We start from the raw sequence: 19,338 nt of genomic DNA, 5'->3' as shown, positions 1-19,338 counted from the left end.
GCCCTTGACGATCTCTTTATGTGTGACATGACCCACGGATGCGTTAGACCGGCGATCACGTCGGGCACAGATAGACAATGTTTGATGTCATTCCCCCTTGGCGTCCAAAAAGCGGCGTCCCCCTGACCGACGCGACATTACGGCTGCATTCGCAACGAGTAGACGTACCGACCTACGACAGGTCGGCCCTTCAGCGCGGTGTCGTTCACATCGGCGCGGGCAACTTCCACCGCGCACATCAGGCCGTCTACTTCGACGACTTGGCCCGCTCGGGCATTTCAGATCGGTGGGGGGTGACCGGCGTGAGTCTCAACTCCTCCAACGCCAAAGACCTGCTCTCGGCGCAAGATGGGCTGTACACCGTGGTGCAGCGCGGCCACGACCGCCAAACCGCCCGCGTGGTCGGCTCGATCGGCTCCGTTCACTACGCACCGAATGACGGCGCAGCGGTCCGCGCCGCCCTGGCAGACCCTCAAACCCGCGTTGTCAGCCTGACGATCACCAACAACGGATACTTCCTCAATCCAGTCACCGACGAGTTCGACGCCGACCATCCAGACGTGCGCGCCGACCTGGTCGCCTACGACGGCTACGCGACCGCGTGGGGATATCTGGCCGAAGCTCTCGATCGGCGTCGCCGCGCGGGCGTCGCGCCGTTCACCGTGCTCTGCTGCGACAACATTCCCGGCGACACCCAGCCGGCGCGGACCGCGCTGGTGTCGTTCGCCGCATTGAAGGACCCGGGACTTGCCCGCTGGATCGACACGTATGTCGCATTTCCGTCGACGATGGTCGATCGCATCACCCCGCAAACCTCGAAGTCGGAGCGCAAATTCGTCGAGCAGACATTCGGCGTCGCCGACAAATTTCCGGTAGTCACCGAGCCGTATAGCCAGTGGGTGATCGAGGATTCGTTCTGCAATTGGCGTCCGCCGCTCGACCTGGTCGGTGCAGAATTCGTTGCCGACGTCGGCGACCACAAGCTGATCAAGACCCGTCTGCTCAACGGATCCCATATCGCGCTCGGATGTTTGGCCACGCTGGCCGGTTACCAGCGCACCGACGAGGCGATGCGAGACCGCGTGATTTTCGATTACGTCGAGAAGCTCGTGGGCGACGAGATTCAGCCCCTGTTGCCCGCCGTCCCCGGGATGAACACGCCCGAGTACCGGGGCACCTTGCTCGATCGGCTCAGCAATCCGCGGATGAGCGACCAATTGTCGCGGCTGGCTCGGCGGGGAACGAGCAAAATCGCGTCGTTCGTGCTGCCCTCGTTGGAGGAGGCGATCGCGCAGGGCAGGCCGCACACGCTGCTGATGTTGGCTGTCGCCGGGTGGGCCCGTTACATGCGCGGGCACGATCTCGAGGGGCGCAAGATCAGCCTCGAGGACTCGCAGGCAATTCCGGTGGTTAAGTTGGCCAACATGGCGAGCAGTAACCCCGACCCGCTGCTGGGGCATGAGATGTTCGCCCAGGTGCGCGCGGTGCCCGGCTTTGCGGAGCGCCTGGGCGAGATGATTGCAGATATCGACGCGCGCGGTGTGGTGCCCACGCTGCGGGACGCGATGCGCAACGACGAACGGGAGTTGGTGGCGCGATGACCGAGGGCCTGACCTTTGTCCGCGAATTCGACCCGGCGCCGATCACGACCTTGCTCTTGGACGCCGACGACAACCTGTTTGGCTCGGAGCGGCCGGCGTTCGACGCATCGACCGAGGTGACGAACCGCTTCCTGGCCAGGTTCGGCGTGAGCGCTCCGCTCAGCTCCGAGGAGTTGCGCAAGCGGGCCGTCGGGAAAAACTTCCGTACGACGGCGCTCGACCTGGCGGTGCAGTGCGAAGTGCCGCTCGATCAGACGTTGGCCCAGGGCCATCCCGGAGCGCGTGTCGCCTCCTCCGGCGACCTGGCGAGCGGCACCGCATTGTCAGCCGACGAACTCGAGAAATGGGTGCTCCAAGAGCGCGAACGGGTCACCGCGCATCTGGCCGTCACCCTGACACCCGATCCGCAGGTGCTGGAACCATTGCGCGACCTCGCGACGCACTACGCGCTCGCGGCGGTCAGCTCCAGCGCCACCAAGCGTCTGCTTGCCTGCTTCGCCGCCACCGGCCTCGACTCGCTGATATCGGCGGCAGTGACCTTCAGCGCTGAAGATTCGCTTCCAGTGCCGACCAGCAAACCGGACCCGGCGGTGTATCTGCACGCCGGCCAGGCGTTGGGCGTCGAGGCTCACCAAGGGCTGGCCGTGGAAGATTCGGTGGCCGGCGTTTGCTCTGCTGTCGCAGCCGGCTACGCCACCGTCGGTAACCTGCTGTTCCTGCAGCCCGACGAACGAGATTGCCGCCGTGCAGAATTGATTGATGCCGGCGCAGTCGCGATCACCGATTCGTGGCGTGCCCTTGCTGATGTCCTGCTGTCGTCGGCCGTGCCGGCCGGAGGTTCCCCGCTGACGTAGGGCTGCGATTGGTCCGGGACCGGTCATTGGGTTGGGCTTGCATCCCAACGACCGTCGTACCGTTGAGAGGAGCTGCGAGCCCGGTGACGATCCGGGCTGTGGTCCGGGGAGGAGTTGGCCAATGGTGGCTAGCGCAATCGATCTGAACAACGCCTCGCTCTCCAAGCTGCCGATCGAGGCACCGAACTATGACCGCCGCAGCATCGGCGTCGGTATCGCCCATATCGGAACCGGTCACTTTCACCGAGCCCATCAGGCGATGTACATCGACCGGTTGCTGCGCCAGGGCTTGGCGCACGAGTGGGGCATTTGCGGCGTCGGCGTGATGCCCGGCGACTGGACAATGCGCGATGTCCTGACCGATCAGGACGGGCTCTACACGCTGATTCTGGAAAAGCCAGACGGCAGCCGGGACGCCCACGTGATCGGCTCGATCATCGACTATCGCTACGCTCCCGACGATCCGGAGTCGGCGTTGGAAGTGCTGGCCGCGCCGTCCACCCGCATCATTTCGCTGACCATCACCGAGGGCGGTTATCGCGACGCCGACGGGCCCGCATTCGCGCTGATCACCGAGGCCCTGGACAGGCGTCGCCGCCGCGGGATCGCCGCACCGACGATTGTGTCGTGCGACAACATCGAGAACAACGGTGAGATCGCGGGGCGGGCCGTCCTCGCGAATGCCGAAAGCCGAGACCCCGAACTCGCCGAGTGGGTGGGCGCACACGTCGAGTTCCCGAGTTCGATGGTCGACCGGATCACCCCGGCCACGACACTGCAGATGGCCGCGGAGGTGCGGCGCGACTTCGGTGTCAACGACCGATGGCCGGTGGTGGCCGAGCCATTCACTGCCTGGGTCCTCGAAGACAAGTTCGCCGATGGTAGGCCGCCCTTGGAGCAGGCAGGTGTGCTGCTGGTCGACGACGTCGCCCCGTATGAATTGATGAAGCTGCGGCTGCTCAACGCGGGGCATCAGTGCCTGGCCTACTTCGCCTCTCTGTGCGGCTTCGAGTTCGTCCACGAAGCCGCGAATGACCCCGTGTTCGCCGACTTCTTGCTCGCCTATTTCGAATCCGAGGCCATCCCGACGCTGCCACCCGTGCCCGGGATCGACCTACATGACTACAGCCGCACGCTGATCGAGCGGTTCTCCAACCCGGGCGTACGCGACACCGTTGCGCGGCTGTGCGCCTACTCGTCGGATCGCATCCCGAAATGGCTGCTGCCGGTAATCAACGACAACCTGGCCAGCGATGGCTCGGTGCGGCTGGCGGCAGCGACGGTGGCAAGCTGGGCCCGCTACGCCGAGGGCACCGACGAATGGGGTGAGCCGCACGAGGTGGTGGATCAGCTGGCGGATTCGCTCATCCCGATCGCCCGCTCACAGTACGAGAATCCCACCGCGTTCATCGAGCTCGCCGCGGTGTTCGGGGATTTGGCCCATCAGCCACGCTTCGTCCAGGCATACAGCTGGGCGCTGAATTCGTTGCACCACAAAGGAGCTCGGGCGACCTTGGAAGCATTGGCGCAATGACCCGCGGGCTGGTGATCGGCGAGTCGCTGATCGATATCGTCGAGAGCGACGAGCATGTCGGTGGCAGTCCACTCAATGTCGCCGTCGGACTCGGCCGGCTGGGCCGCGACGTCGACTTCTTGACCTACATCGCCGACGACGCGTATGGCCGGCGCATCACCGAATACGTCGAATCTGCTGGGGTGCAACTACTTTTAGAGAGCCGGAGTGCGGAGCGCACGGCAACTGCGCGGACCACGATCGCGGCAGACGGATCGGCCGACTACGCGTTCGATCTGGACTGGCGGCTTTCCGGAACGCCGCCGGTCGCGCCGCCGCTTTTCATCCATACCGGATCGATTGCCGCTGTGCAGGATCCAGGCTGTCTGGCGGTCGCGGCCTTGATCGATACCTATCGCGTCTCGGCTACGGTCACCTTCGACCCCAACGTGCGGCCGACGCTGATCGCCGACCGGGCACTGGCCGTCGCACGCATCGAGCACCTCATCGAACGCAGCGACATCGTGAAAGTCAGCGAGGAAGACCTGCGCTGGATCGACCCCGCTCGCCCGCCCGAGCAGATCGCGCAAACGTGGCTGAGGTTGGGTCCCGCCATCGTGGCGGTGACGATGGCGGACCGGGGCGCGGTGGCTTTCTGCGCAGCAGGGGTCGCACGGGTGCCAACACGCGCACTACGCGTGGTCGACACTGTTGGCGCCGGTGACTCCTTCATGGCCGGTCTGATCGACGCGCTATGGGGATCGGGCTTGTTGGGCGCCGACCGGCGCACCGAGTTGCGTGGGATCGCGGTGGACGCGCTGACGGCGTCGATCGAAGCGGCGAGCCTGTCGTCGGCGCTGACCGTGGCTCGATCCGGCGCCTATCTGCCCGACCGCGCCGCCCTGAACGACCAATCCACCACTCCCACTGGTCGTTGCACCTAGGCTGGCAGCGCCATCACGCCCCGGAATCGAAACCGGCGCGGGCAATGTCGGCGGGAACGCTACATTGGCCCTGAGTAATGGCGTTGGTGGGCCGGCGGACACCACGAGAGGATGAGGGCGTTCCGTGGTGAAAGAGTCAGACCAGTTCGACTGGGTCACTGCCTACCTGGACAGTCATGGCCTTCTGACAACGTGGCGCAGGATCACATTCGTCTTCATCGCAGCATTTGCGGTTCAACCAGTCATCATGCTCTGGACCCCGGCCGCACCAGTCCATCCGGCGGCGCGGGCGGTGACAATCGTGTTGTCGGCACTGGGAGTCACCGGAGCGATCCTGCGGTTGAAGCGCTGGCCGACACGTCGCCAGTCGAGTCTGTCGTTACTCGGTGCGATGGTAGGCGTCGCGGCAGCGCTCATAATGCTGTCCGACCCCTACGTGGGATTGATGGCATGCTCGACTTTCGCGATTCTCGGCGGTTACATCGCCTACTTCCACAGTGCCCCCTACCTGCTTGCCAACTCCGCCGTGGCCACAGTGTGCGTAGCGATCCTGTCCTGGCGACTTATCGCGACCACCGGACACGTTGCCCTCACCGCCGGTTCACTGATCGTCATCGCGGGACTCAATGTCGGTGTGCCACTTGGTATGCGATCGCTGGTACATACGCTGCGAACCGATCTGCGAAGCTCCGACCGCGATTCACTAACCGGCCTGCACAACCGGCGCTCCTTCTACAACTCGGCCTACGAACTGATCATGCTTCATCGCAGCACGCCAGGCTCATATCTGGTGATCACGATGATCGATCTCGACGACTTCAAGCAACTCAATGATGTGTATGGCCATGCCACGGGCGATCAGGCGTTGGTCGCTGTCGCCGCGGCGCTTCGCGGGAACTGCCACCCCACCGCCGTAATCGGCCGGTCGGGTGGAGAGGAATTCGTGGTCGCCGATATCGACACCACACCCAACCCCGCGGAGATGGCCGAACGACTTTGCGACGCGATAGCGGCGATCCCCTTTGAGATCACTGCCAGTATCGGTACCTCCAGCGTCCCGCTCAGTGGGCGCCCGGTCACCCCTGTTATGCAACTCATCGACGATCTGATCGAGACTTCAGACGCTGCCATGTATCAGGCCAAACGCGCCGGAGGCAACCAGGTTTGCCACTCCGGGGTGGTTCCTCCGCTCGTGTGAGCATCGGCGTCGGCGGAAGGCATGCGGACCGAACAATCCCAGGTCGTGGTCCTGCCGTGCTGTTTTGTGACCAGCGGTATGGGCATACTGGCTCTATGCGTTCCATCTGGAAGGGCTCGATCGCGTTCGGGCTGGTCAACGTGCCGGTCAAGGTGTACAGCGCCACCGAGGACCACGACATCAAGTTTCATCAAGTGCACGCCAAGGACAACGGTCGCATCCGCTACCAGCGCGTGTGTGAAGTCGATGGCGAGGTCGTCGAATACCGGGACATCGCCCGCGCCTATGAGTCCGACGACGGCCAAACGGTGGTGATCACCGACGACGACATCTCCACCTTGCCCGAAGAACGCACCCGTGAAATCGAAGTGCTGGAGTTCGTCCCGGCCAGTGAGGTCGACCCGATGTTGTTCGACCGCAGTTACTTCTTGGAGCCTGATTCCAAGTCGTCGAAATCGTATGTGCTGCTCGCTAAAACGCTCGCAGAGACCGACCGGATGGCGATCGTTCATTTCACCCTGCGTAACAAGACCCGCCTAGCGGCGTTGCGCGTGAAGGACTTTGGTAAACGCGACGTGATGGTGATACACACCTTGCTGTGGCCTGACGAAATCCGCGATCCCGACTTTCCGGTGCTGGACAAGAAAGTCGAGATCAAGCCAGCGGAACTGAAGATGGCCGGCCAGGTGGTGGACTCAATGGCCGAGGAATTCAACCCGGACCGCTACCACGACAGCTACCAGGAGCAGCTGCATGAGCTGGTCCAAGCCAAACTTGAAGGCGGAGAAGCCTTTACCACGGAGGAAAAGCCCAAAGAACTAGACGAGACCGAAGACGTCTCCGATTTGCTGGCCAAGCTGGAGGCCAGCGTGAAAGCCCGCTCCGGCGACGGCAACGCCAAGACACCAGCGAAGAAAACGACCGCCAAAAAGGCACCCGCCAAAAAGACTGCTGCCAAGAAGGCGCCGGCCAAGAAGTCTCCCGCGAAAGCGGCATCACGCTCCTGATCGCGCGCGGCTCGTCCCGTCAGCGTCGCAGGGTTGCCAGGAGACGAAATGCGGCAGCTATCAGGTTGATCGCGGCCACGATGATGATCAGCGTCAGCGCCGCACCCCAAACACGCAGAAATCCGGCATGCTCTGGATTGGTGAGTTCGGTGTAGATCAGCAAGGGCAGCGAGGCCATGTTGCCGTGGAAGATGTCGAGGTTGATGGAGCGGCTGTACCCGACCAGGATCAGCACCGGCGCGGTTTCACCGATCACGCGCGCGACGGACAACAGCACGCCGGATATGATGCCCGGCATCGCGATCGGAAAGACGATCCGCACAATCGTTTTCCATTTGGCAACGCCCAACGCGTAACTGGCTTCCCGCAGTTCGTCGGGTACCAACCGCAGCATCTCCTCGGTGGACCGCACCACCACCGGCAACATCAGCAGCACCAGCGCCAGCGATACGGCCAAAGCACTCTGCTGGAATCCCAAGGTGGCGATCCACAGACTGAAGATGAACAGCGCCGCCACGATCGAGGGAACCCCGGCGAGCACGTCGACCATGAAGGTCGTCACCCGCGCCAGCCGCCCGGAACCGTATTCCACCAGGAACACCGCCGTCATCAAGCCCAGCGGCACGGCCAGCACGGTGGCCACCCCGGCCTGCACCATCGTCCCGTACAGCGCGTGGTAGACGCCGCCGGCGAACTCCTCGGGCAGCACCCCGCGCAACGAGTGCGTCCACCAACCCAACCGGGTGGCGGCATACCCGCCCCGCGCGATCACCACCCAGAGCAGCCAGACCAGCGGTATCAGCGCGACACCGAACGAGGCAATGAAAAGGATTGTCGCGACGTGGTTTTTGATCCTCCGCCGCATGCTGAGCGGCTGCGATACCGTGGCTTTGAGTGGCAGGCGGAGTGTCTCGATGCTCATGCGTTGACCTTCCCGCCGGCGATCGCGCGGGCCGCCGCGTTGACCACGAACGTCACTACGAACAGCGCGAATCCCGCCGAAATGTAGGCCCCGGTCGGCAGCGGCTCGCTGAATTCGGATGCCGCCGAGGCGATCTTCGAGGCAAACGTATAACCGCCGTCGAACAGCGACCAATTGCCCGGGCGGGCGGCCGCGCGCAAGATGATCAGCACCGCAACGGTTTCGCCAAGCGCGCGGCCCAAGCCCAACATCGATGCCGCGACGACACCGCTACGGCCGTAGGGCAGCACGGTCATTCGCACCACCTCCCAGCGCGTGGCGCCGAGCGCCTGGGCGGCTTCCATCTGGATACGCGGGGTCTGGCGGAACGCTTCTCGCGCTACCGAGGTGATGATCGGCAGGATCATCACCGACAGCACGATCCCGGCAGTGAAGATGGTGCCGCCGCCCGCCAGGGACACGTTGCCGTGCTTGAACAGAAAGACCCAGCCCAGGTTTCGATTAAGCAACTCGGCCAACGGCTCGAGTTTCGGCGCCAGCACGAAGATCCCCCACAGCCCGAAGATGATCGACGGCACCGCGGCCAGGAGGTCAACCATCGCAGCGAACGGGCGGGCCAGTCGCGCCGGCGCATATTGGGTGAGGAACACCGCGATCCCGACCGCGACCGGAACGGCCAACACCAGCGCGCTGATCGAACTCAGCACCGTGACCATCAGCAGGTCGTGGATACCGAAAGCCAACTTCTCGGCATCGCTGGTATCGAATTCGGTGCTGGTGAAGAAGTTCGCGTGGTTCACCCGCAGCGACGGGATAGCGCGAATCAACAGGAATGTCGCAATCAGCACGATCGCGAGCACGATCGTCCATCCGGCGGCGGCGGCGACCGACTTGAATAGTCGATCGCCCCGCTGCACCGCACGTGGGTTCACCGCAGTCAGGACAGGCTTTGTCCCGGGCGGATTGACACGTAGTCCTTCGGCCACCACTAACTCAGGTCACGAGATGGCATTGACCGCAGCCGACAACCTCGAGCCGAACGCGTCGGGAATGGGAATGTATCCGTTGTCCCCCAAGCCATTCTGGCCGGCACCGATGGTGCTCTGCAGGAATGCCTTCACCGCCGAACCGACCTGGGAGTCCGGATACTTCGAGCACACAATCTCATACGTCGCCAACACGATGGGATAGGCGCCTGCCTGGCTCGGCCGGTAGAACGAGATCGTATCGAGGACTAGGTCATTGCCCTGCCCGACGATCGAGGCCCCGGCAATCGTCTTGCCCACCGAGTCGGAGCTGATGGCGACCGGGTCCGGACTCGCCGACGTGACGATCTTGGCCATGTTCAGGTGTTGCCCCTGGGCGAACGACCATTCGTTGTAGGTGATGGACCCCTCGGTGCTTTTGACGGCCGCGCTGGTGCCGTCGTTGCCCTTGGCGCCCTCGCCGACACCGCCGTTGAATTTCTTGCCGGAGCCCTTACCCCACCCGCCGTTGGAAGCGGCGTCGAGATACTTCTGGAAGTTATCGGTGGTGCCGGACTCATCGCTGCGGAAGACGACGTGAATAGGTTCGGCTGGCAAAGTCGTGCCCGTATTGAGTGCTTGGATCGCGGGATCGTTCCAGGTGGTGATAGCGCCGTTGAAGATCTTCGCCAGGGTGGGACCGTCGAGATTCAGCGAATTCACCGCGTTGATGTTGAAGGTGACCGCGATCGGGCCGAACACGGTGGGCAGGTTCCACGCCGGCGAATCGCCGCAGCGCTTTTGGGCAGCCGCGTACTCGTCGTGGCTCAGCGGTGAGTCCGATCCACCGAAATCGGTTTGGTTGCCTGTGAATTCGTGGATACCGGCGCCCGACCCGTTGGGCGTGTAGTTCAACGTCTGGCCAGGGCAGGCCTGTTCGAACGCCTTGACAAAGCGCGTCATCGCGTTGGCCTGGGCGGTCGACCCGCTTGCCTTCAGCGTCTTGGTGCCACCGCAGGTCACCTTCCCCGATGGGGCGCCCGTCGTCGCACTCCCCCCGGTTGCGTTGTTGTCACTGCCACATCCCGAAATGACGAACGTTCCAGCAGCCAGCGCTCCGACCAAGCCGCCAAACCGGTTGAGTTTCAATTCAGTTCCTCACCTATGCGATTGAGTGCCGCGGTCCTAGCCGCAGCTTACAAAACCAACCGTGTTCCTCGCGAACGTGAAGCTACAGTAGGAACAGGTTAACGTTCGGCAAAATTTGTCGTGGCCGTCGCTCTCGACGAGATCGCGCGACCCCCGCACAACTGCGGGATTGCGCACCACCTAGAATTGCAAGAGTGCGTTGGAGGCCGCTGACAACCATGAATGTATCCGGCACAGGGATATATTCGTTGTCCGCCAAGCCATTCTGGCCTGCATCGATGGTGGGCTGCTGGTCCGACGGCACCAAATCGGTTGGTTCCCAATTCAATCCTTCGGTACGAACAAGAAGATGATCGCCCCCGCGTATTCGCGGTGCGCCAACCCGCCGTCTTCTGCCAGCCTTAAATGACACCGTCGCGGTATGTGGGCGCCGCACCGCAATGGCCGTATGCCAAACTAGAACCTGTTCCAGAAATGCCGCGATCCGAGACGGCTGGTCTTGTTTCCGTTTCGGCCGACAACTCAACGAAGAGAGGCCGTAATGATCCTTGACAGGTTCCGTCTCGACGACAAAGTCGCCGTCATCACTGGTGGCGGCCGCGGCCTCGGGGCGGCCATCGCGGTGGCGTTCGCCGAAGCCGGCGCCGATGTCCTGATCGCCTCGCGCACGGAATCCGAACTAGAGGCCGTTGCCGAACAGGTCCGTGCCGTGGGTCGCAAAGCACACATCGTGACTGCGGACCTGGCCCATCCCGAGGCCACCGCGAAGTTGGCCGATCAGGCCGTCGAGGCGTTCGGAAAACTAGACATCGTTGTCAACAACGTCGGTGGGACCATGCCCAACACGCTGCTCACCACCTCGACAAAAGACCTCAAGGACGCATTCACCTTCAACGTCGCCACCGCTCACGCGCTCACCATCGCGGCGGTGCCGCTGATGCTGGAACACTCCGGCGGCGGCAGCATCATCAACATCACCTCGACCATGGGCCGGCTGGCCGGGCGTGGTTTCGCCGCCTACGCCACCGCCAAAGCCGCGCTGTCGCACTACACCCGGTCGGCCGCGCTGGACCTGTGCCCGCGCATCCGGGTCAATGCCATCGCGCCCGGCTCGATCCTGACCTCGGCGCTGGACGTGGTCGCCTCCAACGACGATCTGCGTAAGCCGATGGAGCAGGTGACACCCATGCGCCGGCTCGGTGACCCCGTCGACATTGCCGCTGCGGCAGTCTATTTGGCGTCACCTGCCGGTAGTTTTCTGACCGGCAAGACACTGGAGGTCGACGGTGGCCTCACCTATCCCAATCTCGACATCCCCGTCCCCGACCTGTGACCACCGACTACTGAGGAGCCAGTCATGCCCATCCCTGTCGTCCAATTGGGCACCGGCAATGTCGGTATCCATGCACTGAGAGCACTAATCACCAACCCCGAATTCGAACTCACCGGCGTCTGGGTGTCATCGGATGCCAAAGCCGGCAAGGACGCGGCCGAGCTTGCCGGACTTCCGGATTCGACCGGCGTGCTGGCCAGCACCGACCTGGATGCCGTGCTTGCCACCGGGCCGCAGTGCGCGGTGTACAACGCACTGGCCGACAACCGGCTCCCGGAAGCGCTGGAAGATTATCGCCGGGTGCTGGCAGCCGGGATCAACGTCGTCGGCAGCGGCCCGGTCTTTTTGCAGTACCCGTGGGAGGTGATCCCAGAGGAACTCATCAAGCCGCTGGAAGACGCAGCACGCGAAGGCAATTCGAGCCTGTACGTCAATGGTATCGATCCCGGCTTCGCCAACGACCTGCTGCCGCTGGCCCTGGCCGGCACCTGTCAGAGCATCCAGCAGATTCGGTGCATGGAGATCGTCGACTACGCGACCTACGACAGCGCCGCGGTCATGTTCGACGTGATGGGCTTCGGTAAGCCGATGGACGACATCCCGATGCTGCTGCAGCCCGGTGTGCTGAGCCTGGCGTGGGGATCGGTGATCCGGCAAATGGCGGCGGGCCTGGGCATTTCGCTGGACGAGGTCACCCAGACCTACATCCGCGTGCCGGCGCCCGAGGACTTCGAGATCGCGTCGGGGCATATCGCCAAGGGCACCGCCGCGGCGCTGCGGTTCGAGGTGTTCGGCATGGTCAACGGCGACCCGGTCGTCGTCCTGGAGCATGTCACCCGGTTGCGCGAGGACCTGTGCCCCGATTGGCCCCAGCCTGCCCAGGAGGGTGGTTCATATCGCATCGAGATCACCGGCGAACCGTCCTACGCCGTGGATGTCTGTCTGGGCAGCCGCAAGGGCGATCACAACCACGCCGGATTGGTCGCCACCGCGATGCGGATAGTCAACGCGATCCCCGCCGTGGTGGCCGCCGCGCCGGGCATCGTGACGACCCTCGACCTGCCGCTGGTCACCGGCAAGGGGCTCTATCTGCCCGGGTGAACGAGCGCACGGCATGAAATCCCACTGTTTCGGCGTTGCCCTAAACGATCGCAGATGCGAGCGCGGAAGGGGAAGGCGATGTCGAAGCGGCGAGTCCTGGTCACCGGGGCGTCGAAGGGAATCGGCCGTGCGGTCATAGACCGCCTGGCGGGCGACGGCCACGAGCCGATCGGGCTGGCCCGCAGTGCGCCGTCAGACTTTCCCGGCCAGTTCCACGAGGTGGACCTCGGAGATCGGGCAGCGACCGCGGCAGCACTGGACAAGATCCTCGCCGAAGGCCGGGTCGATGCGGTGGTCAACAACGTCGGCCTGGCCCGGTTCGGCCACATCGGGTCGGTCGATCTGGATGATCTGTTTCTCGCCTACGACATGAACGTGCGCACCGCGGTGCAGGTGGTGCAAGCGGTGCTGCCCGGCATGGTCGAGGCGGGATGGGGCCGCATCGTCAACATCAGCAGCCTGACCACGGTCGGCGTCGCCGAACGAACTCCGTATGCCGCCGCGAAGGGCGCATTGGAGACGGCTACTCGTATCTGGGCCGGCGAGCTCGCGTCGTCGGGCATCACCGTGAATGCCGTCGCGCCCGGACCGATCGAGACCGAGATGTACCGGGAACGTAGCCCCGTCGGATCGGAGCGCGAAGCACGTGTCCTCGCGGACATTCCACTACAGCGCGTCGGCACCCCCACCGAGATTGCCCACGTGATCTGCATGTTGCTGCACGAGGATGCCGGTTACATGACGGGTCAAATTGTTCGGGTCGACGGCGGCGGCAGCATCGGCGCCACCTAGCGCGGAAGGCCCCGAAGTTCGCCGACTGGCGGGTATCGACTAACCTCACTTTTTTATTCGGTTATACGGATACGAAGGTCGGTCAGTTGGCGCAGGGCACCCGCACCTCGCTCAAGACAAGCTGGTATCTGCTCGGGCCGGCATTCGTCGCCGCGATCGCCTATGTCGATCCGGGAAACGTCGCGGCCAATGTCAGCTCCGGCACGCAATTCGGCTATTTGCTGCTGTGGGTAATCGTCGCAGCCAACGTGATGGCCGGCCTGGTGCAGTACCTCTCGGCCAAGCTCGGACTGGTGACCGGACGCTCGCTGCCCGCGGCGATCGGCAAGGACATGAGCCGCCCGCTGCGGCTAACCTTTTGGGCGCAAGCTGAAATCGTCGCGATAGCAACCGATGTGGCCGAAGTCATCGGTGGGGCGATCGCCTTGCGGATCCTGTTCGGTCTGCCGCTGCCGCTCGGCGGCGTCATCACCGGGGTGATCTCGATGCTGCTGCTGTCGATCAAAGACCGTCGCGGACAAATTCTTTTCGAGCGTGTCATCACGGGCTTGCTGCTTATTATCGCGGTTGGTTTCGCGGCCAGTTTCTTCGTCGCCACCCCACCGCCCGAGGACGTGATTGGCGGACTGGTGCCGCGTTTTCACGGCACCGAGAGCGTGCTGCTGGCCGCCGCCATCCTGGGCGCCACCGTGATGCCGCATGCGGTGTACCTGCACTCGGGCCTGGTCCTCGATCGGCACGGGCATCCCGAACCCGGCCCGGAGCGACGCTGGCTGCTGCGCGTCACCCGCGTGGACGTGGTGCTGGCGATGGCCGTCGCCGGAACGGTGAATGCGGCGATGCTGCTCGTCGCCGCGATCAACCTGCAGGGCCACAATGACATCGGCACCATCGACGGCGCCTACGCCGCGATCCACACCACGCTGGGCCCGGCGATCGCGGTGCTATTCGCGATCGGACTGCTCGCGTCCGGCTTGGCGTCGTCGTCGGTGGGCGCCTACGCCGGCGCCATGATCATGCAGGGTCTGCTGCATCGATCGATACCGATGATGGCTCGCCGCTTGATCACGCTGTGCCCGGCCATCGCGATCCTGGCGATCGGTTTCGACCCGACCCGGTCCCTGGTGCTCTCGCAGGTCGTGCTGTCCTTCGGAATTCCATTCGCCGTGCTGCCGCTGGTCAGACTGACCAGCAACCGCAAGCTGATGGGCGTCGACACCAACCACCCTGTCACGACGGTTATCGGTTGGGCGGTCGCAATACTGGTGAGCGTGCTGAACGTGGTGCTGATCTATCTGACCTTGAAACCGCATTAAAAGTTGCTCTGAACTGGGTAGATAGGTTTACCCGGTTTACGGACAGCGCTCCATGTAAAGATAGACAGATGAGCACCGATTTGCTGAATCTGGCCGAGCTGCTGCCGTCGTGGACGCTGACTCTTCGCGCCGAACGCAAGGCCCCAGCAACCATCAAGTCCTACTCCGAGGGTGTGCTTGCGTATTTGCGGTGGTGCGACAAGACTGCCTCGCCACCGGAGCTAATCAAGACCACGGTGCAAGCGTTCATTGCTGACCTGCTCGACAGCGGGGCGGCACCGAAGACCGCCAGTGCCCGGCTGATCGCGCTGCGTCGGTTCTCCGCGTGGCTCACGGACGAAGACGAGCTGGGCCGCGATCCACTCATCGGGGTGAAGCAACCCAAGATCGCCCGCAAGGTGGTCGACGCCCTCAGCGATGAACAGCTCCGCGACCTGATCAAGGCATGCCATGGCAAGGGCTTCACTGATCGCCGCGATGAGGCCATCGTGCGGCTGCTCATGGAGACCGGCATGAGGGCTAACGAATTGATTGGGCTTCAAATCACAGACGTGGACCTAAAGCGTGGCTTAGTGACGGTTCAGCTGCGCAAGGGCGGCAAGGGACGCTTGGCTCCGTTCGGCCCGCACACCGCCCAGGCAATCGACCGGTACCTCCGCACCCGTCGAACGCACCGACTCGCCGAGACAGACACCCTGTGGCTCGGCGCAAACGGATGGCGGACGTTCAGCTACGGCGGTTGCGGCACAGTCTGGTCGCGCGAGCCAAGTCGGTGGGCATCGCAAATTTCCATATCCATAAAATGCGGCACACTGCCGCCACTCGCTGGCTGCGTGCGGGTGGCTCCGAGGGCGGGCTGATGGCTGTGGCAGGCTGGTCTAACCGCGCAATGATCGACCGGTATACGGGAGCGAGCGCCGGGGAGCGTGCCGCCGAAGAGGCTCGCGGACTCGGACTCGGTGACCTGTAACTAGTTGTGCCGCCGCGCTTTAGCTGACTTGAGCGCAAGCCGTTTGTAGTACGCACTCTTCGCATTCTCCGCCCGCTGGAGTCGCTCACCTACGGGTAACACGTTGTGCGGGTCTACTTCTCGCTCAAATCTCGCCATCATCGCGGCGCGAGCTGGCGCGGTACGGGCGGCGCGGTCTGGTGTTTTCGCCCAAGATTCATGGCTCGCGATGGCGGCGATCAATGAGCGTTCGTTCATATCTTGTAGTTGACCGCCACCCGGTTGACGGTTTATCGATATTTTCCCTGACCCACGGGATGGTCGGCGCCCCGCTGTCAGGGCGATACCCGGTCGACGCCCTTCGATCCGTGGGACTATGTAAATAGAAGGCAGACTGCGTATAGCGACACATATTTGACCGCTGGCTGTCTGGGCCGTAGGCCCACGCAGGTGCTTAGAACAGTAGTAAACCGCGACTCTCGCAAGTCGCGGAGGGGCAGTGGATGCCTCCGCACATATCCCCTGGGCCGTATGGGTGTACGCGATTCGACCATCCCGGGACGTCAGTGCGGCGCTGAGCTGTCGCGACACCTCGCCAATGAGAGGGGTATATCTCCTGTCGCCAACACCCTTGCAAGCCAACGGATTAGGTGGCGACACTGCGTCCATGGACTTGAGAAGACTTTGCGCGGCTAAGCAATCATCGATGCTTGAGGGCGGACCAGCGCCAAATGTCCGGGAGTAAAATTGGTTCGGCCGCACGAGAGCTATTTTCATTTGCAGTGCTCGAACATGCACAGCCGGGGAGAGATGGCCGGACAGCAGACCGTGTCCGGCGTCATGGCGGTCGGGGGGTACCCCCAGGCAATCAAATACACCAGTTACCAATGAGATCGGAATAGCGATGGCCTGTAGGCACACCGCCTGCAACCGGCGGGCGCACTCGCGTGGATGGTGCACGACGCACTACCGCCGCTGGCACTTTGGGCAGGACATGGACGCACCCGTCAGGGGCTATGTGCGGTACGACGAGGTCGCCGATGGCAAGGTCTTACCAGTAGCGACGCCAGTCCATAGTGCGAGGACGGATCCGTTCGCCAAGGAGCTGGAGCTGTTGAGGCAGCTGGGCCTCCGCTAGTCGCCTTCCGCGCGCTGAACGCCCGCTGCATCGCACGCCAAAATGTGAACCCTGAACAGGGAAATTTTGAGAGTGCTGTCAGTGCAAAACAGTCCGCATCGGCGCTTAGATTTATCGCAAAGACGTCAGCTTCATGACTCGCGGTGGCGACCGGGGCTTGCCGCAGATCTGGCTGGCACAACGTAATGATGTCGACACCAGCGCAACACCTCTGCCGTAGGAAGGAATACTGGCTTTGTGACCGCAGAGGCTCCACTTCCCGACATACCGGAGTCATTCATCTTTGGGGACGGTATTGACTGGGCATCAGAACCCGCAGAGACACGTCTGTACGTTGAGCTGCCATTCTGGCTCATGACTCCGCCCGGTCCGGTGGCCGTTAAATGGCGTGGAGTCAACTTCACAGTTGACATATGTAGCCCCTGGATGGAGATATTTGGTTGGGAGATCACGGATTCGCGGACAACTGCGATACACCAGGGACCCGTACCTGCCCAGCGATGGCAACCCAGCGAGGAGCTGGCCGCCGTCTTTGGCGAGGACACTCCGCCTTGGCTGATGCGTCGCTGCAAAACGGTGATTCGTCTTGTCACCGAAGCGCACACCGATCCGTTTCGCGAACTCGAAGAGAATGCGATACCTCGCCTTCGCGCAGAAAAAGAAGCATATCGCGCCTCGTTGTGTGAAGCGCATCTTCCAGTGATTAATGAGCTGATCCAGCGTTACCGCTTGGTCACTTATGACTATTTCGCGCATGAGGTCGATGCCTGGGACGTTCCAGTCTGGTACGTCAGGCAGGGTTCAGGAGGTCACGCGACCGTCCTTCTGCGGTACAAAGAATGGGACGATAAACCCATCTTTGTAGAGCGAGACGGCACTCGTCGCCAGTTCGCCTGGACGTCCCCGGAGGCGATCAGCTCGTCTTGCACTGTGACGCCGACACCGGGCGAGTTTGATCTGCTCGACGCACGGTCGCTGATGGAGCGAGGTGACTATAACGGAGCGGTACGCCGCACCGTGACGGCTATTGAGGCGGTTCTTCGATGGGCGCTGAACAACGAACTGCGCAAGAGACATGACGAAGCCGAGGCGGAACGGAAGACGGCTAACACTGACAACGATTTTCCAGGCCGACTCGCGCAGTGGCGAAAGCTCGCGGAGTCACAAATTAGTCAAGTCCGCTTCGATGAATTTGAGCGCACGCGGAAGATACGAAATGCAATAGTCCACCGCGCGTTACGACTGACATTCGATGATCGAAGCAGCGCACAGCGCTCTGTCGATACGGGTCGGTGGTTGTACAACAAGATCGAAAGCGACCCCGAGCGTGAACACCTTCGGGAGTTTGGGGGCGGCGGGCTGCAGCGCGCCGTCGGACGAGCCGCACTAACCCCGCGTTTTCCGAGTGTCATCGCAGACGGCAGGATCGTACTGGTTCCTATCGACACTTCGTTCTCGCAGCCAGACGAGCAGGGACCGGGTCAGTCTCAGAACTAACGGTGTGGGTTTCTCGAAAGTCGCAGCGAAAGAATCGGGGGCCACGCCCTCCTTGCGGTGGGAGTGGATATGAGTGATCGAATCTCCACAACTATTCCCGGTTGCCGAGCGTAACCTCAGTGGCCATGTCCGAAGCCGATGACACCGAAGTTGATGCCGGGATAGGTGACGGCGCTGACCACACCGCCGTCGTTCCAGACAGCAGCGCGACCCAAGCCGCTGAGCTCGCGTGGTCGATGGCGGATAACGCGCCTGATGTCACCAACGCAGCCGAGCGCCAACCGCTGCCGCTGGCTCTGCGCATCCTTCTCGGTTGTGTCGCGGTGGCGGCGGTGACGTTGGTGGCCTTCGCCCTTGGGCAGCGCGGGTTCCGTGGATCGCCACAGCATGCCTCCGCACCCAACGCGGCACCAGTGGTTAGTTCACCCGGAGCAGGAACAGCGGCTAACTCGCCTCAACCGGCACGGGCCGACCCGCTAACACCCACGGCGCAGAGTGCCGCAGAGTCGATCCGCGCAGCCATCCCGGAGGTGACCGGGACGGTCGCGCTCACAGAGGATAATGACGCTAACAAGCTTCTCGGTCGGCCCAATGGGTATGCGGCGGCGATGGTGCTCATGGACTCCAGAGCGCAATGCCCGTCTGATGGACCGGGAGTTGACTGCGGTGCCACGATCGAGCAGTGGCCTAGCGCGGAAGCTGCTCAGAGGCGGGCTGATTACATCCAGGCAATCGGAAAGAGTTTGCCGACGATGTCGGAGTGGACAACTGTGAGAGGCAATCTGCTGCTAAGAGTGACGGGCACGTTAAAGCCCTCTGCGGCCGAGGTATACAAAGCTGCGTTCACTGCGTGACGGCACCCGGAACCACAGCCGTCCGCTAAACCATCCCCAAGTGTTGTCTTAGAAATCCGGCGAACCGATCCGCCGCCCCGCGCGTTCTCAGAACTAAAGTATTGAGACAGCGGAGTTCAGATGGATTGGCTCGCAAGAGTGCCAGTTCGGAGTGTCTCAGAAGTCGATTCAAAAGTAACGTCTCAATACTAGCATTTATGAGACT

At 62.9% G+C, this 19,338-nt stretch carries 16 protein-coding genes and 1 pseudogene; 13 read left to right on the top strand and 4 right to left on the bottom strand.

Translation table 11 applies throughout. The annotated features are described in order from the left end of the window. The first annotated feature begins 77 nt into the window (after positions 1 to 77). From ACTXG5_RS11200 to ku, 6 genes are all read left to right on the top strand, one after another. Positions 78 to 1,601: a mannitol dehydrogenase family protein gene (locus tag ACTXG5_RS11200; protein ID WP_445163718.1), complete on the top strand. Its 1,524-nt coding sequence runs from the start codon at positions 78 to 80 to the stop codon at positions 1,599 to 1,601. Then, entirely contained in the window at positions 1,598 to 2,455 is an 858-nt protein-coding gene (locus ACTXG5_RS11195; protein ID WP_445163717.1) for an HAD family hydrolase, read from the top strand. The genes ACTXG5_RS11200 and ACTXG5_RS11195 overlap by 4 nt, the downstream gene beginning before the upstream one ends. Before the next feature lie 121 nt (positions 2,456 to 2,576). Beyond that, entirely contained in the window at positions 2,577 to 3,989 is a 1,413-nt protein-coding gene (locus ACTXG5_RS11190) for a mannitol dehydrogenase family protein (protein WP_445163716.1), read from the top strand. Next, a complete protein-coding gene (locus ACTXG5_RS11185; protein WP_445163715.1) occupies positions 3,986 to 4,912 on the top strand; it encodes a carbohydrate kinase family protein in 927 nt (308 codons plus the stop codon). The genes ACTXG5_RS11190 and ACTXG5_RS11185 overlap by 4 nt, the downstream gene beginning before the upstream one ends. Positions 4,913 to 5,039: 127 nt before the next feature. Then, positions 5,040 to 6,110, top strand: a complete 1,071-nt coding sequence (locus tag ACTXG5_RS11180) for a GGDEF domain-containing protein (RefSeq protein ID WP_445163714.1) — start codon at positions 5,040 to 5,042, stop codon at positions 6,108 to 6,110. 95 nt (positions 6,111 to 6,205) lie between these two features. Beyond that, a complete protein-coding gene (gene ku, locus ACTXG5_RS11175; RefSeq protein WP_445164363.1) occupies positions 6,206 to 7,117 on the top strand; it encodes a non-homologous end joining protein Ku in 912 nt (303 codons plus the stop codon). 19 nt (positions 7,118 to 7,136) lie between these two features. On the opposite strand, the gene pstA is transcribed toward ku, so the two are convergent. From pstA to pstS, 3 genes are read right to left on the bottom strand one after another with little or no spacing between them, the layout of a single operon-like run. Further along, entirely contained in the window at positions 7,137 to 8,039 is a 903-nt protein-coding gene (gene pstA, locus ACTXG5_RS11170; RefSeq protein WP_445163713.1) for a phosphate ABC transporter permease PstA, read from the bottom strand. Then, on the bottom strand, positions 8,036 to 9,025 hold the full coding sequence (gene pstC, locus ACTXG5_RS11165) for a phosphate ABC transporter permease subunit PstC (RefSeq protein ID WP_445164362.1): 990 nt from the start codon (positions 9,023 to 9,025) through the stop codon (positions 8,036 to 8,038). Before pstC ends, pstA begins: the two co-directional genes overlap by 4 nt. A gap of 12 nt (positions 9,026 to 9,037) precedes the next feature. Then, on the bottom strand, positions 9,038 to 10,153 hold the full coding sequence (gene pstS / locus ACTXG5_RS11160; protein ID WP_445163712.1) for a phosphate ABC transporter substrate-binding protein PstS: 1,116 nt from the start codon (positions 10,151 to 10,153) through the stop codon (positions 9,038 to 9,040). A gap of 541 nt (positions 10,154 to 10,694) precedes the next feature. Here pstS and ACTXG5_RS11155 point away from each other — a divergent pair. From ACTXG5_RS11155 to ACTXG5_RS11125, 7 genes and pseudogenes are all read left to right on the top strand, one after another. Continuing rightward, entirely contained in the window at positions 10,695 to 11,486 is a 792-nt protein-coding gene (locus ACTXG5_RS11155; protein WP_445163711.1) for an SDR family oxidoreductase, read from the top strand. A 24-nt stretch (positions 11,487 to 11,510) separates the two neighbouring features. Further along, positions 11,511 to 12,587, top strand: coding sequence for an NAD(P)H-dependent amine dehydrogenase family protein (locus ACTXG5_RS11150; protein WP_445163710.1), 1,077 nt, complete (start codon positions 11,511 to 11,513; stop codon positions 12,585 to 12,587). A gap of 78 nt (positions 12,588 to 12,665) precedes the next feature. Then, positions 12,666 to 13,379, top strand: a complete 714-nt coding sequence (locus ACTXG5_RS11145; RefSeq protein WP_445163709.1) for an SDR family oxidoreductase — start codon at positions 12,666 to 12,668, stop codon at positions 13,377 to 13,379. An 86-nt stretch (positions 13,380 to 13,465) separates the two neighbouring features. After that, positions 13,466 to 14,695, top strand: a complete 1,230-nt coding sequence (locus ACTXG5_RS11140) for an Nramp family divalent metal transporter (protein ID WP_445163708.1) — start codon at positions 13,466 to 13,468, stop codon at positions 14,693 to 14,695. A gap of 68 nt (positions 14,696 to 14,763) precedes the next feature. Then, positions 14,764 to 15,312: pseudogene (locus ACTXG5_RS11135) on the top strand (tyrosine-type recombinase/integrase); the annotation flags it as partial. A 98-nt stretch (positions 15,313 to 15,410) separates the two neighbouring features. Then, entirely contained in the window at positions 15,411 to 15,665 is a 255-nt protein-coding gene (locus ACTXG5_RS11130; RefSeq protein ID WP_445163707.1) for a tyrosine-type recombinase/integrase, read from the top strand. Positions 15,666 to 17,208: 1,543 nt separating this feature from the next. Beyond that, complete coding sequence (locus tag ACTXG5_RS11125; RefSeq protein WP_445163706.1) at positions 17,209 to 18,279, top strand: hypothetical protein; 1,071 nt, start codon at positions 17,209 to 17,211, stop codon at positions 18,277 to 18,279. Between the two features lie 116 nt (positions 18,280 to 18,395). Here the strand turns inward: ACTXG5_RS11125 and ACTXG5_RS11120 are convergent, their stop codons facing one another. Continuing rightward, on the bottom strand, positions 18,396 to 18,668 hold the full coding sequence (locus tag ACTXG5_RS11120; protein WP_445163705.1) for a hypothetical protein: 273 nt from the start codon (positions 18,666 to 18,668) through the stop codon (positions 18,396 to 18,398). Between the last annotated feature and the right edge of the window lie 670 nt (positions 18,669 to 19,338).

The organism is Mycobacterium sp. Dal123C01 (assembly GCF_052566995.1).
This window is presented reverse-complemented; position numbering and strand designations above follow the sequence as displayed.